The organism is Acinetobacter soli (genome assembly GCF_018139125.1).
GTDB classification, from domain to species: domain Bacteria; phylum Pseudomonadota; class Gammaproteobacteria; order Pseudomonadales; family Moraxellaceae; genus Acinetobacter; species Acinetobacter soli.
In genome coordinates this window covers 991,560-1,006,543 of sequence record NZ_CP073241.1, presented here as the reverse complement: position 1 = coordinate 1,006,543, position 14,984 = coordinate 991,560, and the positions used below count along the sequence as shown (strand labels likewise).

At 39.8% G+C, this 14,984-nt stretch carries 13 protein-coding genes; 5 read left to right on the top strand and 8 right to left on the bottom strand.

Features of this window, described 5'->3' with window-relative positions; all coding sequences use genetic code 11:
- Positions 1–12: 12 nt before the first annotated feature.
- The 5 genes from KCV09_RS04545 to KCV09_RS04525 all read right to left on the bottom strand — a co-directional run bounded on the left by KCV09_RS04545 (position 13) and on the right by KCV09_RS04525 (position 3,832).
- Positions 13–549 (bottom strand): DUF2058 domain-containing protein, encoded by a 537-nt coding sequence (locus KCV09_RS04545; protein ID WP_025094607.1) that lies wholly within the window; start codon positions 547–549, stop codon positions 13–15.
- A gap of 16 nt (positions 550–565) precedes the next feature.
- Complete coding sequence (locus KCV09_RS04540) at positions 566–1,240, bottom strand: YoaK family protein (RefSeq protein ID WP_151816076.1); 675 nt, start codon at positions 1,238–1,240, stop codon at positions 566–568.
- A gap of 37 nt (positions 1,241–1,277) precedes the next feature.
- Positions 1,278–2,477, bottom strand: a complete 1,200-nt coding sequence (sstT, locus tag KCV09_RS04535) for a serine/threonine transporter SstT (RefSeq protein ID WP_004947360.1) — start codon at positions 2,475–2,477, stop codon at positions 1,278–1,280.
- Positions 2,478–2,623: 146 nt separating this feature from the next.
- A complete protein-coding gene (locus KCV09_RS04530; RefSeq protein ID WP_004937585.1) occupies positions 2,624–2,932 on the bottom strand; it encodes an ArsR/SmtB family transcription factor in 309 nt (102 codons plus the stop codon).
- A gap of 333 nt (positions 2,933–3,265) precedes the next feature.
- Positions 3,266–3,832: a TetR/AcrR family transcriptional regulator gene (locus KCV09_RS04525; protein WP_151795667.1), complete on the bottom strand. Its 567-nt coding sequence runs from the start codon at positions 3,830–3,832 to the stop codon at positions 3,266–3,268.
- Between the two features lie 335 nt (positions 3,833–4,167).
- Between KCV09_RS04525 and KCV09_RS04520 the strand changes: the two genes are divergently transcribed.
- The 5 genes from KCV09_RS04520 (at position 4,168) to KCV09_RS04500 (ending at position 11,095) form a co-directional block, all read left to right on the top strand.
- Positions 4,168–5,001, top strand: coding sequence for a hypothetical protein (locus tag KCV09_RS04520; RefSeq protein ID WP_212515609.1), 834 nt, complete (start codon positions 4,168–4,170; stop codon positions 4,999–5,001).
- Positions 5,002–5,128: 127 nt separating this feature from the next.
- A complete protein-coding gene (locus tag KCV09_RS04515) occupies positions 5,129–7,933 on the top strand; it encodes a type VI secretion system Vgr family protein (RefSeq protein WP_212515608.1) in 2,805 nt (934 codons plus the stop codon).
- 2 nt (positions 7,934–7,935) lie between these two features.
- On the top strand, positions 7,936–8,934 hold the full coding sequence (locus KCV09_RS04510; RefSeq protein WP_212515607.1) for a uroporphyrinogen decarboxylase/cobalamine-independent methonine synthase family protein: 999 nt from the start codon (positions 7,936–7,938) through the stop codon (positions 8,932–8,934).
- Positions 8,931–10,211 carry a type VI immunity family protein gene (locus tag KCV09_RS04505; RefSeq protein ID WP_151819999.1) on the top strand — a complete coding sequence of 427 codons (1,281 nt, stop codon included), beginning with the start codon at positions 8,931–8,933 and terminating at the stop codon, positions 10,209–10,211. Before KCV09_RS04510 ends, KCV09_RS04505 begins: the two co-directional genes overlap by 4 nt.
- Positions 10,211–11,095 (top strand): hypothetical protein, encoded by an 885-nt coding sequence (locus tag KCV09_RS04500; protein WP_212515606.1) that lies wholly within the window; start codon positions 10,211–10,213, stop codon positions 11,093–11,095. Before KCV09_RS04505 ends, KCV09_RS04500 begins: the two co-directional genes overlap by 1 nt.
- 184 nt (positions 11,096–11,279) lie before the next feature.
- Here KCV09_RS04500 and KCV09_RS04495 read toward each other — a convergent pair whose 3' ends face one another.
- The 3 genes from KCV09_RS04495 to KCV09_RS04485 are packed head-to-tail and all read right to left on the bottom strand — an operon-like array spanning position 11,280 to position 14,978.
- A complete protein-coding gene (locus KCV09_RS04495; protein ID WP_212515605.1) occupies positions 11,280–12,173 on the bottom strand; it encodes a hydroxymethylglutaryl-CoA lyase in 894 nt (297 codons plus the stop codon).
- On the bottom strand, positions 12,170–14,161 hold the full coding sequence (locus tag KCV09_RS04490) for an acetyl/propionyl/methylcrotonyl-CoA carboxylase subunit alpha (protein WP_212515604.1): 1,992 nt from the start codon (positions 14,159–14,161) through the stop codon (positions 12,170–12,172). Before KCV09_RS04490 ends, KCV09_RS04495 begins: the two co-directional genes overlap by 4 nt.
- 13 nt (positions 14,162–14,174) lie before the next feature.
- Complete coding sequence (locus tag KCV09_RS04485; protein ID WP_212515603.1) at positions 14,175–14,978, bottom strand: enoyl-CoA hydratase/isomerase family protein; 804 nt, start codon at positions 14,976–14,978, stop codon at positions 14,175–14,177.
- Positions 14,979–14,984: the final 6 nt, after the last annotated feature.

Here is a 14,984-nt window from a genome sequence, read left to right as displayed (position 1 = left end):
TACTTCAATTTCTTACCACATCAAATCATCAGGAATCACATAATCTGCATATGGATCTTCTTCATCTGTAGCCTGATCATTTTTCTGTGAATGATTTACCAAGATAAAGCCTTCCATTTTCTGATCAATTTTATCTGCCAATGGTTTGGGTAAGTATGCATAACTGTCTTGATCTTTTGCAATGACCAATGAACCAGAAACTAATGCATTATAAACTTGCTGTGAAACATACACTTTTTTAATCTTGTTCTGATCAATAAACTGATAAGCCACATCTCCTGATGTATCTTTGATTTTATGTTGTTTGATCATTTGTACAATCGAAGCAAGCAACGCTTTTTGTTCAAGTACCTTCTGTTTCTCTTGATTTAAACTCTGGTCTTTTTGTAATTTTTCAAGCTGAGCTCGTTCAATATTGGCTTTCAGTTCTGCTTCATTACTTTGACCAGTTCGATGCTCATGCTTTGCCTGCTTGGTGAGTTTGTTCGCTTTTTTGTTATCGACCAAACCTGCTTTTAAAAGCTGAGCTTGAAGCGCATTTTTTACCATAATGACAATCCAAAATTTAACTGTGTCGTTTTAAATGTTCATAGCTCAAAAACCAATAAACTGCGCTGAGCAATACCGTAAGTAGTGCTGGTAGCAAGAAGGTATTCATGAGCCAATGCGAATAGGCTATTGTAGCAATGACGCCACCAAGAAAAAATCCGAGTACGATTAAAAGATGCAAGATTACACGACGTCTATCTACAGGTAGGCCTTTTGTTTTGTAGCCCAGTGATAAGCCTAGATCAGTGAGTACTCCAGACAGATGCGTAGTGCGTATAATTGCCCCTTTATAATGACTCATCATGGCGTTTTGAACACCCATAGCCATCGACGACCAGAGCAGACCAAGATGAGGATCGTATCTGACTGTCAGCCAAGTTAATACCAACAAGAAAGCGACTAAATTTAAAGTTAAACCATAACGACGATGAAATGATAATGGGGTATTACCTAGAATAAAACCACTACAAAACGAACCCATCAGAAAGCTAATAACGATCAAAAACAAATACAGCATGGTATGTGGCTGCCATTTTACGAGATCAATCGCAAGCATGCTGATATTGCCTGTCATATGTGAGACAGATTGATGAATGACTGTAATAAGTGCCAATACGTTAATTGTGCCGGCATTGAGTGCCAGCACAAAGACAATACATTGAATCCAGTTCGGTAAACTTTGAAGTGGCATAAAAAAACATCAAATACAAATCAACAATTTGAATGTATTATGATTTTGAAGCCTGATCAACTGCAATAACAAATAACACATCTGTAGATGAATTTAGGGCCGTTTCAGTTGAATCTTGAAGTACGCTAATAACCATACCGATTGCAACGACTTGCATTGCAATATCTGAAGATATACCAAATAAGCTACATGCGACTGGTACTAACAGTAGGGAACCACCTGCCACACCCGACGCACCACATGCTGAAATACTCGCTACAACGCATAAAATCATCATGGTCCAAATATCAACATGAATACCTAAAGTATTTACTGTTGCAAGTGTGAGTACCGTAATGGTAATTGCTGCACCACACATGTTAATAGTAGAACCAAGAGGAATAACGACGTTGGTTGTCGACTCATCGACACCACAGCGTCGTGCAAGATCCAAATTGACCGGAATATTTGCGGCTGAGCTTCTTGTGAAAAAAGCAGTAATTCCACTTTCGCGTAAGCATTTAAATACCAATGGATACGGATTGCGCTTGGTGACACATGCCACAAGGAAAGGATTTACTACCAGTGCGACAAAGAACATCGCTCCGAGTAAAACAGCCAATAAATGCGAGTAGCTTTTTAGTGTTTCCATACCTGAGTTGGCAAAAGTCACTGCAACAAGACCAAAAATACCCAGTGGTGCAAAGCTAATGACCAAATGAATCACTTTACCAATCGCGTCGGCAGAATCTTGTAAAAATGTTTTGGTGGTTTGACTACTATGACGAAACGCTGTACCCAAAATAATTGCCCAAGCTAAAATACCAATAAAGTTAGCTTCACTCAAAGCAACTACTGGGTTAGCAACAAAGCTAAGCATTAGGTTTTTCAAGACATCTGATAAACTACCCGGTGGCTGAAATGCTTGATCACCATGTGAAGCTAGCACCAAAGTAGTCGGGAAAAGCAAATCGGCAATCACTGCTGAAAAAGCAGCCAACAACATACTTATCACATAAAGTGCAATAATTGGTTTGATGTTCTTAGCGCTCTGCCCAGTCTCGAAATTGGTAATTGAAGAAATTACTAAAATAAATACCAAGATAGGTGCTACAGCTTTCAAAGCCTTGATGAAAATTTCACCAAATATGCTCAAATAAGGCGTAACGTCTGGAAATAGAAACGCAACAAGGAATCCCAAGATTATGGCAATAAAAATCTTGGTCACAAGACTCAAGCGAAAAAATTTAGAAAACATAAAGCGCAGCCTACAAGCTTTATCGGCCAGAAGAAAATAAGGCTGCTATTTTATACATAACTAAAAAAAATCCTAAATGTTTTTTAAAAAAATGATGGGTTTTCAGGCGTTATGATATTTTTTAAGCGATTTAAAAGAAGAAATACTTATTTAGGACAGTAAAGTTGATACAACGTAGATAGTAAATTGATCATTTTTTCATCCTTAATTGAATAAAAAATTTGTTTACCATCGCGTCTAGTGTTCACCGTACCGCTTTTACGCAGCATCATTAATTGCTGCGAAAGCGTAGGCTGTAAAATATTGGTGCATTCTTCAATTTGAGATACGTTGAGTTCTGAATTCGCCAAATGGCATAAAATCAGGAGCCGATCTGTATTTGCAAGAGACTTCAAAATTGTCACGACATCATCGGCAGCATCTCGCATGGTTTCAATTTGGAGTCTTTGGTTCATTCAATCACCCACATTTTTTCTGAGAAACATTATAAATGAAAGCAAAGTATGATAGATATATTTCTGGTTAAATAGCGTGTAAGAATTGATAATATGAATAAATCTTATAAAAAACTGAATTTTATTCATCAAAACAATGAGTAAAATTCAACATCCTGACCTTTTTTTACGTTATAATACAAAAAACAGACAAGTCTGTATAAGGGAATAATAATAAGTGTAAATTTAAATTTACACAAATCGGTTGGCTGCTAATGATTATTTTGGTGGTTAATTGGGAAACTTCAGACGCAGGCGTGAGATATAAAAAGAATAATACTCACGCTAAATTTTTTAAGCGCAGGCTTGCTCAAATTTAATCAAGCGCTGTACGCGTGACCAGTATTCCTCAATTTTAACCGAATTGCGCTCAATTAAGGCTTGCATGGTCATGCCATCTAAAATATTGATGAGTAGGTTCGCGAGTTGTCCTGGGTTTTGTATGTCCAGTTCAGTGAGTAGGGTCGTGATGAGTTCAGTCAGCCATTCTTTGTACTCAGTTGCAGGTTTGATCGTAGAAGGATAGATCTTAAAAATCTCCTCCACAGCTTTTTGAAACATACAGCCATTAAAATCTTCGGTTTCGAACCATGCCGAATACCAAAGATAGATTGCTCTGATTTTACTTAGAGGATCGTTATCATCACAACCATTGATCGTTGCATTCAGAGAAGCTTGCAAATTTTGATTACGTTGATTCAAACATTCTTCAATTAACTTTGCCTTAGAAGGAAAGTATTTGTAGAAAGTCATTTTTGCAACACCAGACTCAAGAATGATCCGATCAATCCCGACTGAGTTATAGCTATGGGAATTAAAAAGACGCAAGGCGGTATTAATAATGTCATCTTTTTTCGACATGTTTAGAGGTTCCTGCCAAAGACATGTATGTACTCAAAAAATGCAATTTCGAGGTTTTTTTCATGGGAAATGAAATGATGAAAAATCCGTTTAAGTCTACACTTGAAAGAGCATAGTAAAATCTGAATAAAGTCTAACAGAATCAAGAAGTATTTATAAGTAGGGCTTTTGGCAAAGTTTAATAAGATTTTGTACTGATCGAAGAACAATTGATCTGTAAAATTAATATAAAGTTTCATAAATAAACTTTGAATAAATGTTATATTTATGTAGATTAATGTTTCAAAATATCTTTAACACACAGGTGTTTCTGTGTACAGAATAGACAGTTGACGATGAACAAGTTCTCATTCACCCAATCAGAAAATGCACGCACTGAAGCATTAAATTTCGTCAAAAACTCCCTAACATTAGATCAATGGAACCTTCATCAAGCACAGATTCAATTGTTTAAACAAAGCGTTGAAAAGCATGCATTGTTCCAACATCCCATATTAAATCAGCTGCAAAGTTCTACGCTTAGCCTTCATCATTTAAAAACAATTCATTTAAACTACTTTGTTGCAATCGTAAAAATATTTACAGATGCATTAAGTATGCTCATTTTTGATGCGCATACTTTGGAAAAAAACCAAAATATTAAAACTGATATGCGAGTGAAAGCAAAAGTTTATGCTCGTTATTTATTGTCTTTAAACCTGATTGATGAATTGGGATTTAATACACTAGATTTGGCATTGAGTTCGCCTAGCAAAGCACACCTTACCTATTTTTTACAGCTTCTAGAAGCATTGTCTTTAGATACAAATGACCTTACGCAGACTGTTTCACAGGCTCATCGAGTAAGCGATTATATCGCGTCACATTTTCATGATTATCAAGCCTTGTTACTAATCTTGGCGATTACCGAACAGCAGGTCATTGTTTATAGTGAAGCGCTTTCTATTAATGTGGCGAAATTTGATCCGAAATTTTCATCTGGTTACTATGAGTGTCATGGGGTAGTGGGCTGTGGTTATAGTCTTGCAAATGACGATAATCATGAAGATGATATTTGGATGTTATTAACACAAGCGCTAAATACATCCCGCACGGATGAACTAAGCGCTATAACCAGTGAATTTCTGGATATCTGGCATGATTTCTGGGAAAGCATGTATGTGGCTTGATTCTGGGTTTTAAAATTTAGAATAAACCGAATATTGAGTGAATTAAATAGATATACAAATCTGTATAGAAAATCACATTAAATCTGCGTAAAATTCAACATAAGTATGAGTTTTACTGATAATAACAATGTCGATTAATTTATTTGGCGTATTAGAACGCTTGGGATTAGGTGCACAGCAACGCGCCTTGCACGTGACCTTCTCAGATCCCGCCCTGAACAGTCAGGTGTATTTACAACGCATACAGGGACAGCAGCAGATCAATCACGGCAGTACTGCCGAGCTGCTGTGCTTCAGCACGCACGCACAGATTTCCCTCAAACAATTTATCGGCTGTCAGGTTGCCGTCGATCAGGTGACCGATACCGGCCAGCTGTATCGCACCAGTGGTATCATCACCGCTGCTAAACAAGCACAAAGCGATGGCGCACTGACCAGTTACACCCTGACCCTGCAAGACCCGACCGCACTGTGGCACAAACGCCGCAACAGCCGCGTGTTTATGAACAAAAGCGTGCGAGAGATCAGTGAACTGCTGTTTAGAGAATGGCAAACGAAAAGCCCGCTGTTTGCCGCCAGCCTGACGCTCGATACCTCAGGCTTAAACCGGGACTATGACATCCGGCCGTTTAGCATGCAGGCCAACGAAACCGATTACGACTACCTGACCCGACTCTGGCGTAGCGAAGGCATCAACTGGCTGATCGATGAAGCAGCCCTGACCGTCCCGACGATGAATACCCCGATACAGGCACAAGTACTGCGTCTGATTGACGACAACCAGCATTACACTGCCTTAAGCAGACAAGTCATACATTACCAGCGCAGCAGTGCCACCGAACCCTACGATACCCTGACACAGGTACAAGCCGAGCGGTTCCTGCAACCCACATCGGTCTATACCCAGCGCTGGCAAGCCGATGCCCTACAACAAGAAGAAGGCAGTGGCAGTGTGCAAAGCACCCAGCAACACAGCCAGCAACACGACAATGCCAGCCTGAATCTGGAAGATGCCTGGCACATCACCCCGGCATGGATTACCGATCTAGAACAACAAGATCAGGCCACCGCATCCGGCAACCCTCAACTGGAACAGCTCAACCAGCAGATCAATGCCTATCACCACCTACAGAGCAAACAATTCAGCGCCCGTGGAAGCGTACGCAATGCACAGGTCGGCTACTGGTTTCAGCTCGAAGGCCATCCCGAACTGACCCAGCACAGCGCAGACGAGCGCCAGATGATCATTGTGGGCAAACACTACAGCAATCAAAACAACCTGCCCAAAGAACTACAACAACAGCTCAACTACAACGTACCCGAACAACGCCACCACAGCGAACTGACCTTGGTCCGCCGCAACATCAAAATCGTACCCGAGTACCACCCGCAGCAACACCGTCCACCGGCACATCCGCAACGCGCCAAAGTGGTGGGGCCAGAAGGCGAACAGGTACATGTGGACGAATGGGGACGCATCAAAGTCCGGTTCCTGTTTACCCGAAGTGAAGACCACAGCCATGATGGTGGTGCAGGCAGCAACGACAACGACACCGACTCGGCATGGGTCGATGTACTGACCCCATGGGCAGGCGAAGGTTATGGCGCCCGCTTTTTACCCCGTATCGGCGAGATCGTGGTGATCGACTACTTTGATGGCGATATTGACCGTCCCTTTGTGCTTGGACGCATCCACGAAGCGCAGCGAAGTCCGACCAAATTCGACATTAAAGGACAGTTACCGCATACCCGACACCTGAGTGGCATCCGCTCCGAAGAAATTCAGGGCAGTGGCTACAACCAGCTCCGCTTTGATGACACCACAGGACAGATCAGCAGCCAGCTCCACAGCAGCCATGGCGCGACCCAGCTTAATCTGGGCAATCTGAGCCACCCCAAGGAACAACTGGAAAGCGAAGGCCGAGGCGAAGGTTTCGAACTACGTACCGACCAGTGGGGAGCTGTACGGGCAGGTGAAGGGCTACACCTCAGCACCCACAAACAAGAACAGGCACAGGGCCAGCACCTAGATGCGAAAGAGGCCAGCCAGCAGCTTGAAAGCAGCCTGAACAATGCCAAAGCCTTAAGTGAAGTGGCCAAAAATCAGCAGACCGATCCGCTTGAAGTACTGGACAACCTCAAACAGTTTTTGGAACAGATCGAACAACAAGACCAGAACAAGGCAGCGGCATTTAAACAAGCACTGATGATCTTAAGTGCGCCTAGCAGCATTGCCATGAGCAGCAACCAAGACATCCACTTGAGTGCAGATGGGCAACTGAGCCAGCATGCAGGAGACAGCCTGAACATAAGCACGCAAAAAAGTTTGATTGCCCATGCCAGTGACAAGATTAGTTTGTTTGCAGCACAGCAAGGTGCCCGCCTGTATGCCGGCAAGGGCAAGATCGAGTTACAGGCACAGGGAGATGGGGCGGATTTAATTGCACGGAAGGATATTCAGATTATTTCTACGGAGGATGTAATTAATATATCTGCTCCAAAACGGATTTTGATTACTGCTGAAACCTCTCAGGTTGAAATTAATGAGCAAGGCATCATTCTTAGAACTGGTGGTAAAGCAGAATTTAAAGCGGGGCAGCATGTGTTTGTGGGTGGGGAGAAAGTTTCACTAGATTTACCTCAATTGAATAAATTAGAAATTGCTCAATCGCCATATTCTGCGCAATATCAGTTATTCAAAACTGATGGTAGAAACTTTCAAGGCTATAAGTATTTTATTGAAGATTCAAACGATAATTTAATAAAGCAAGGAGTTACAGATAATCAGGGTTTTACAGAGCAAGTAGTCACAGAGTACAGTGAGAAAATTATTGGTTATAAATCTGTAATGCGAGAAAGTGAGCGAATAACCGAAAATTGGGAGGCAAAGCTGGAGCAAGCAGTTAATAAAGTTACCAAGGGAGAAAAATAACGATGCTTCCTGTCATTATTGGAATAATTGAGTTAGCAGGATATGCCGCAACAGCTTATGAGTTATATCGTACAGCGACAAATGCTTATGGTGAGGTTAAAAACTATCAAGATAATATAAAAAAAGCAAAAGATGAAATTAAGAAAATCATGCAAAATCTTGATAAAGAAATTACTGACAAGATAGATCGCCAGCGAGAGAAAGTGCTATTAACTACTTTGACTTCAGGAGATAAACAGACGAATATGACAAAGTCTGCATCTGGAAGACCACAGGTCAAAAGTAATTTAATTACTGCAGCGATAAAGCAAAAAATCCCTTTTAGGCCAATTATTAGTCAAATTTGCGAAAAAGCAGATCATTTGCCAATGATTCAGCTGAGAAAACAAAAGGGTAAAAAATTAAAAGATGTTATTCCTAAAAGTAAAGTTGATATTGTAGCGAAGCTATTGAAGATGACGGCCGAAGAGTTAGCAGGAGCGAATGTCGATGAATATATTATTGTTAGATTAAAGCAACTTGCCGTAAACTTTATGTTTGAATTTATGGATGAGCTTTTAAAATGGCGCAGCCCTTTAAAAGCAGAAATATGTTTTGGTTACGATATAAAAACTAACAAATATTTAGCTCCACAGCTAGCTAGCCAGACACGCATTAAAAGAGTCGGATCAGAACTAAATCCTTTTTGGCCAATGCCGTATAAAGGTAGGGGTATCATTGGTGCAGATATTATTATTCCTGAATATCGTGGTGAACCTTTAACATTAAGTAATATTTTTGCATTGGTTGAGGTAAAGTTTCAGAATGATCGGATTGATGAAAAGCAATTTAAGAGCTATGAAATTTTAAAAAGTCAATCTGCTAAAGAAAAAAAAATCAGTAATGTGACAGCAAGTGAAGGCTTTAAGTTATCGTTATTTCGTTATCCTGAAGATGCCATTCAACCAGAAGAGAATAATCCAGTATCTAGTAAGACTAAAGGAAAAGGTAGTAAAAAATGACAACATCGGAATTGTTTTTATCTGAAGATGAAATTAAGAGTTTCTTATTTGAATTTAATCAAGATAGTGATTTTACTTATGGCTATACAGATGAAGAGTTTGGAATATCACCTTATATTACTTTTTATATTTATCACCAAGATGAAGAGGTTGAGGTAATTGCTAATAAGATTATCGATATTTATGAAAATTTAGAAAATACTATTATTGATAAGCCCTTTAATAAGAGATATCGGGATACAGGCGTATGGAAAAATGCAACAAAATGGAAACCATCACGTCAAACAATGATAGAAGAAATGCATGAGAGTTATAAAAAATATTTTGTTTATTATATTGGAGCAACTACAGGAGATTCACCTGTGCAAAGTGCCCGTTGGGTTTTTAATGCTCAAATTCTATCCTCATGCAATATGTATACAATGATAAAGATGAATTTTCCCGAAAAATGGTATCGAAGTCATCTAAAGCAATGGAAAGATTTTATAAATAGATGTCTACATAAACTTAATCCTATCCAAGCTTATAGTGGATATGAAATTGGAAATGCGACCTGTTTTAATCTTATTTCACCAGAATTTGAAACAGCAGAGCGGATATTTAGTGATTATTTTTATGGATTAGATATTGATCATCCTAATATGAATCATTCACATGATGATCCTGATGGATTTATATATACACCTTCTCTAGCCGCAGGAATACGAACACCGACATGGTGTTTTTTACTTTCACCTTACTGGATAGATAAATTAGGGTTAAGCGAAGAGCAAATCCGTTTAAAACTGAATGATCCACGAATCGAGATTACTAAATTATCAGACCCAACAGACTCTGAAAAATTTAGTTTATGGATACGCCTTGGAGAGTTGTCACTTTATCCAGTCGAAGAAGGAATACCGGATTTATTGGTGATGGCGAATGAGCTGATCAAGCCAATCCGATGTAACGAATTAAAATTAACGACTTTAGATGCTTGGGAAGATGATCCAAACCCAAGATTTGATATAGAGAACTCTCCAAAATGGATTGCACGTTTTGATGTAGATAGTCATTGGCCAGAAGGAAAACGAGTTAAAAAAACTCAAACAGGAGTATTAGATAACAATACAATAAAAATTTTAGGTGGTGAAACTTGCCCACAAACAGGTGAGTGGTATAGTCCTGCAAACAATATGGAAAAACGTTATTTTGAACAGGGAGAAGTATTTCCTCAAATTGAAAATAATAGTTGGGGAGAAACGATTTGGTATTTAGAAGTGACGAATAAGAAATAATGTCACAATTATATAAAATTCGTCCGCAGGAAATTTACTTACTTGAACGCTATAGTTCGGTTGAATACTTTAACGAATTGGTAGATGCTTTTAAAAATATGCTGGATGTGGCAGAAAATGCACTTGAGCTATTTATGAGGGATTTAACTTATGATTATCGAAACCGACATATTTCACAACAGCCTGATGTGGTTTGGGGTGAGCATGTACTACCTAATTTCAGGTCAACTTTAGAGAGCTTGAATTATTGGTACAAACGTTTATTAGAGGGTGATTTATCTGCATTGCAATATGCAGGGAATGTGGTGACTGACTTCAGAAATCAAAGAGTAGACTATTTCTCTGATTGGATGGATGAGGATAATTTGGCTTTATTTGATCAATGGCAAAGCAAAGCTAGTAATTTCTCATCTAATATTAAAGTGACAGTTTTTGGTAACTGGCCTATGACTTTTTTAACAGAAGACTATGATGCAGATTATTTAGGAGAGTTAAATTTACCATCATCTTTACCAATATATAAGTTAAACCAAAACGTTACAGTAAAAACAGGCGAAACTGTGCCACATGATGGTATTTATATTCCTAAAATACAGAAAGCAAGTGCGCAACTGCTGCTAAAAGGGCATGATGCGATAGAAGCATTAGTCGGACTTGATCCAGATTGTCCACAATATGATCATGAAGAAGATACTGAATGGGTATTGGTTGAACGAATTGCAGACGAAGGTGGATCATCTGAGACAATTCAAATAGAAAATTTAAAAGGATTTGCTGGTCAGACTTGTCAACGGACAGGCAATTGGTGGAGTCCTGCAAATCAATTGCAATCCCGTTATTTCGAACAGGGTGAGATAATGCCTCAAATTGAAAATAATAGTTAGGGAGAAACCATTTGGTATTTAGAAGTGACGAATAAGCAATGATTAGGTAATTTAAGGTTAAAATAAGGCCTTAGATTGCTTTAAGGTCATCTTAATAATGTTTAAAATATTACTAGGCAATAAGCTCAATGCAACATTGCCATTTTGTTTAGGATGAACGAACGCTTTTAAAAATTATCAATTTTCACTGCTGAAGATAAGTATTTGCATAATTTGATAAATTTTTTCGCTTTAATGTCTGACTGATATTTTGGCTCGCTAACATCAGCTTTTCTAGATTGATCCCTGTTTCGTATCCAATTTGAGACAGTAAATAATACAAATCCTCAGTTGCAACATTCCCTGATGCACCTTTGGCATATGGACAACCACCCAGTCCAGCAAGCGAAGAATCAAAGATTCGAATCCCTTGCTGTAAAGATTGATAGATATTGGCAATTGCCATGCCATAAGTATTATGAAAATGTCCAGCCAAAATGTTGCTGTCCAGTTCTGCTAAGCATGCCTGCCAAACTTTCTGCACTCGATCTGGTGTTGCAGTCCCAATGGTTTCACCCAATGAAATTTCATAACATCCCATCTCATATAAACGTTTGACGACATTTACGACCTGTTTGGGATCAATTGCACCTTCATAAGGACAATCCACCATACAAGATACGTAACCGCGTACGCGCACATGATTTGCTTGCGCGGCTTGGAAAATTTCAGAGAATCGCTCTAGACTTTCATCGATCGAGCAGTTGATATTCTTTCGAGTAAAGCTCTCAGAAGCTGCGGTAAAGACCGCAACCTCTTTACATCCTACTGCTAGGGCAGCATCGAAACCTTTAAGGTTTGGCGTCAGCAAGCTCAAGTTTAAATCATCGCGTTGTGGCAACAATTTAAATAACTTATCGCTCTGCGACATTTGTGGTACCCACTTAGCTGATACACATGAACCCACTTCAATAAACTTTAAACCTGCGTCAATTAAATCATTGATAAAGCTCAATCGTTGTTCAATGCTTAAAGCTTGTTTCTCGTTTTGCAAACCATCACGTGGGCCAACTTCTACTATTTTTACATAGTCACTCATGCAACTTCCCCCTCAGTAGCTTGGAAGTCCACAAGCTCATCACCAGCTTTGACTTGATCACCTACTTGGAAATAGGCATCTAAAATTACACCATCTTTAGGCGCGCGGATGGTGTATTCCATTTTCATCGCTTCAAGCGTTAAAAGCACATCATCTTTCTTCACGGTGTGATTTGCGCCTACAAGTAGTTGTGTTACTACGCCAGGCATTGGAGCTTTGAGATGTCCTTGCTCAGATTGACTATCAGTTTGATCATAATCCTGACGCAAGTAGCTGAATTTATAACTTTGTCCAGCGTTAAATAGAGTAATGCCTTGCAAACCTCGGTTAAAAGCGAGTTTTTGTTGAATTCCACCAATTTGAATATTTGCAGTATGATAATCAGTTAATTGACCTGTGATGTGATACTGCTGACCATTAAATTCAGCGTTAAATCCGTGTTCAGCAGCAGAAAACTTAATTTGAATATTTTGGTTTATAAAGTTCAATTTAATACTGTGTTGATATGTGACATTACTACGCCATAAGGGTTGTGCCAACCACAGTTGCTTTTGAGTCGATTGGTTATTTTGCATTTTGCTGAGAAATTCAATGAATGCCGTCGCAACGACAAGCTCAGGTTTGATATTTGCTGGGCTAAACAAAAATTGTTCTTCACGCTGGATGAGATTGGTGTCCAAATTTGCTTGTTTAAATGAATCACAACGCACAATCTTTTCCAAAAAGGCAATATTATTGCCTAAACCATCGACATGGAAATGACTAAGCGCATGTTGCATCTGAATTAAAGCAGCTTCACGGTTTTTACCCCATACAATCAATTTGGCAATCATTGGGTCGTAGAAAGTGGTAATTTCATCACCTTCAACAATGCCACTATCTACACGGACATATTGGTTTTGCATTGGATAGCGAAGATAGTCAATTTTACCGATTGCAGGTAAAAAGCCTTTGTCTGGTTCTTCGGCATAAATACGTGCTTCGAGTGCATGTCCATGAATTTGTAGCTCATGTTGTAATTTGGGTAATGGCTCACCATAGGCAACTCGTAATTGCCATTCTACTAAGTCCTCTCCGGTAATCATTTCAGTCACAGGATGTTCGACTTGTAAGCGTGTGTTCATTTCCATGAAATATGCTGTGCCGTCTTGTTCAACGATAAACTCAACCGTACCAGCGCCAACATAATCCACAGCACGCGCAGCATCAATTGCAGCTTGACGCATTGCATCGAGCTTTTCACTTGGCATTTGTGGAGCAGGCGCTTCTTCTAGTACTTTTTGATGACGACGTTGAACAGAACAATCCCGTTCAAATAAATGCACATAGTTGCCATGTGTATCACCAAACACCTGTACTTCAATGTGACGTGGTTGAGTCACATAACGTTCAATCAGTACGTCATCATTACCAAAACTCGATTTGGCTTCACGTTTACACAGCGCGAGATAGTAGAGAAAGTCTTCACTACGTTCTACTAGACTCATGCCTTTACCACCACCGCCAGCACTGGCTTTGATGAGTACAGGATAGCCAATTTCATCTGCTTGTTGTTTTAAAAACTCAGCATCTTGATTTGTTCCGTGATAACCCGGTGTTAGAGGTACACCTGCTTTTTCCATCAAGGCTTTTGAGGTGGCTTTCAAGCCCATCGCTAAAATGGCATCGACTGGAGGACCAATAAAGCAAATATTGTGCTGCTGGCAGGCCAAAGCAAATTGATCGTTTTCCGAAAGAAAACCATAACCAGGATGAATCGCTTGGCTTCCTGTATCGATCGCCGCTTGAATAATGCGATCAGCTTGTAAATAACTTTGTGTTGCAGGAGATTGACCAATATAAACCGCTTCATCTGCAAGTTTAACGTGTTGTGCATGTGCATCTGCATCTGAGTAAACCGCAACCGTCGCAATACCTAATTTTTTTGCTGTTCGAATTACACGGCAAGCAATCTCACCACGATTCGCAATTAAAATCTTTTCAAACATTTTTTGGTCATCCTTAATTGTTGTTATTAGAATTTGAAGTCCATGCTGGAGCTTGCTTACTTAAGAAAGCGGTTAAGCCTTCTTTTGCCTCACTGCCTTGACGCACTTGCGCAATGTGGTGAGCAGTTTGCCGAAGTAATTGATTATCCATACTTTGATTGCTGACCATCTGAATCAGTTGCTTAGAAGCAGCTTGAGCATGTGGTCCGCCCAGCAATAAAGCATCAATAATCTCTTGAACTTTTTTATCTAAATCTTCCGCATCTGCAATTTCATGTGCCAAGCCAATTTGTTTTGCTGCATGCGCAGTAATACGTTCAGCAGTTAAAAAATAACGTGAAGCTTGTCGAGCGCCAATCGCACGAATCACATATGGGCTAATCGTAGAAGGGGCAAGACCCAGTCGAACTTCGGAGGTTGCGAACTTTGCATCGGTACTGGCGATGCAAATATCACATGCAGATGCCAAACCCATCCCACCACCAAAAGCAATGCCATGAACACGTGCAATCGTTGGTTGTTTTAAAGTTGCAAGTGCTTCAAGCATCTGTGCAAGTTTTAAAGCATCGACTTCATTTTCTTCGGCAGAAGCTTGACCCGCTTGTTTCATCCAGTTCAGATCTGCACCCGCTGAAAAGCTTTTACCACGACCCGCTAAAACCACAATCCGAATATCGTCACGAATAGCAAGTTGCTTAAAACACGTATGCAATTCTTCAATCACCGTTGTATTGAAGGCATTGTGCAGTTCAGGACGATTCAGCCACACATAGGCCACTAAACCATGCTGTTCCAGTTGTAGAAATTGATAGCTCATAAACAC

What these genes read in the sequence shown, in the direction of transcription:
- KCV09_RS04495 (WP_212515605.1), bottom strand. Translation starts at nt 12,173, where the DNA reads ATGAGTGACTATGTAAAAATAGTAGAAGTTGGCCCACGTGATGGTTTG.
- sstT (WP_004947360.1), bottom strand. Translation starts at nt 2,477, where the DNA reads ATGTTTTCTAAATTTTTTCGCTTGAGTCTTGTGACCAAGATTTTTATT.
- KCV09_RS04510 (WP_212515607.1), top strand. Translation starts at nt 7,936, where the DNA reads ATGCTTCCTGTCATTATTGGAATAATTGAGTTAGCAGGATATGCCGCA.
- KCV09_RS04545 (WP_025094607.1), bottom strand. Translation starts at nt 549, where the DNA reads ATGGTAAAAAATGCGCTTCAAGCTCAGCTTTTAAAAGCAGGTTTGGTC.
- KCV09_RS04515 (WP_212515608.1), top strand. Translation starts at nt 5,129, where the DNA reads ATGTCGATTAATTTATTTGGCGTATTAGAACGCTTGGGATTAGGTGCA.
- KCV09_RS04505 (WP_151819999.1), top strand. Translation starts at nt 8,931, where the DNA reads ATGACAACATCGGAATTGTTTTTATCTGAAGATGAAATTAAGAGTTTC.
- KCV09_RS04490 (WP_212515604.1), bottom strand. Translation starts at nt 14,161, where the DNA reads ATGTTTGAAAAGATTTTAATTGCGAATCGTGGTGAGATTGCTTGCCGT.
- KCV09_RS04520 (WP_212515609.1), top strand. Translation starts at nt 4,168, where the DNA reads ATGAACAAGTTCTCATTCACCCAATCAGAAAATGCACGCACTGAAGCA.
- KCV09_RS04485 (WP_212515603.1), bottom strand. Translation starts at nt 14,978, where the DNA reads ATGAGCTATCAATTTCTACAACTGGAACAGCATGGTTTAGTGGCCTAT.
- KCV09_RS04540 (WP_151816076.1), bottom strand. Translation starts at nt 1,240, where the DNA reads ATGCCACTTCAAAGTTTACCGAACTGGATTCAATGTATTGTCTTTGTG.
- KCV09_RS04500 (WP_212515606.1), top strand. Translation starts at nt 10,211, where the DNA reads ATGTCACAATTATATAAAATTCGTCCGCAGGAAATTTACTTACTTGAA.
- KCV09_RS04525 (WP_151795667.1), bottom strand. Translation starts at nt 3,832, where the DNA reads ATGTCGAAAAAAGATGACATTATTAATACCGCCTTGCGTCTTTTTAAT.
- KCV09_RS04530 (WP_004937585.1), bottom strand. Translation starts at nt 2,932, where the DNA reads ATGAACCAAAGACTCCAAATTGAAACCATGCGAGATGCTGCCGATGAT.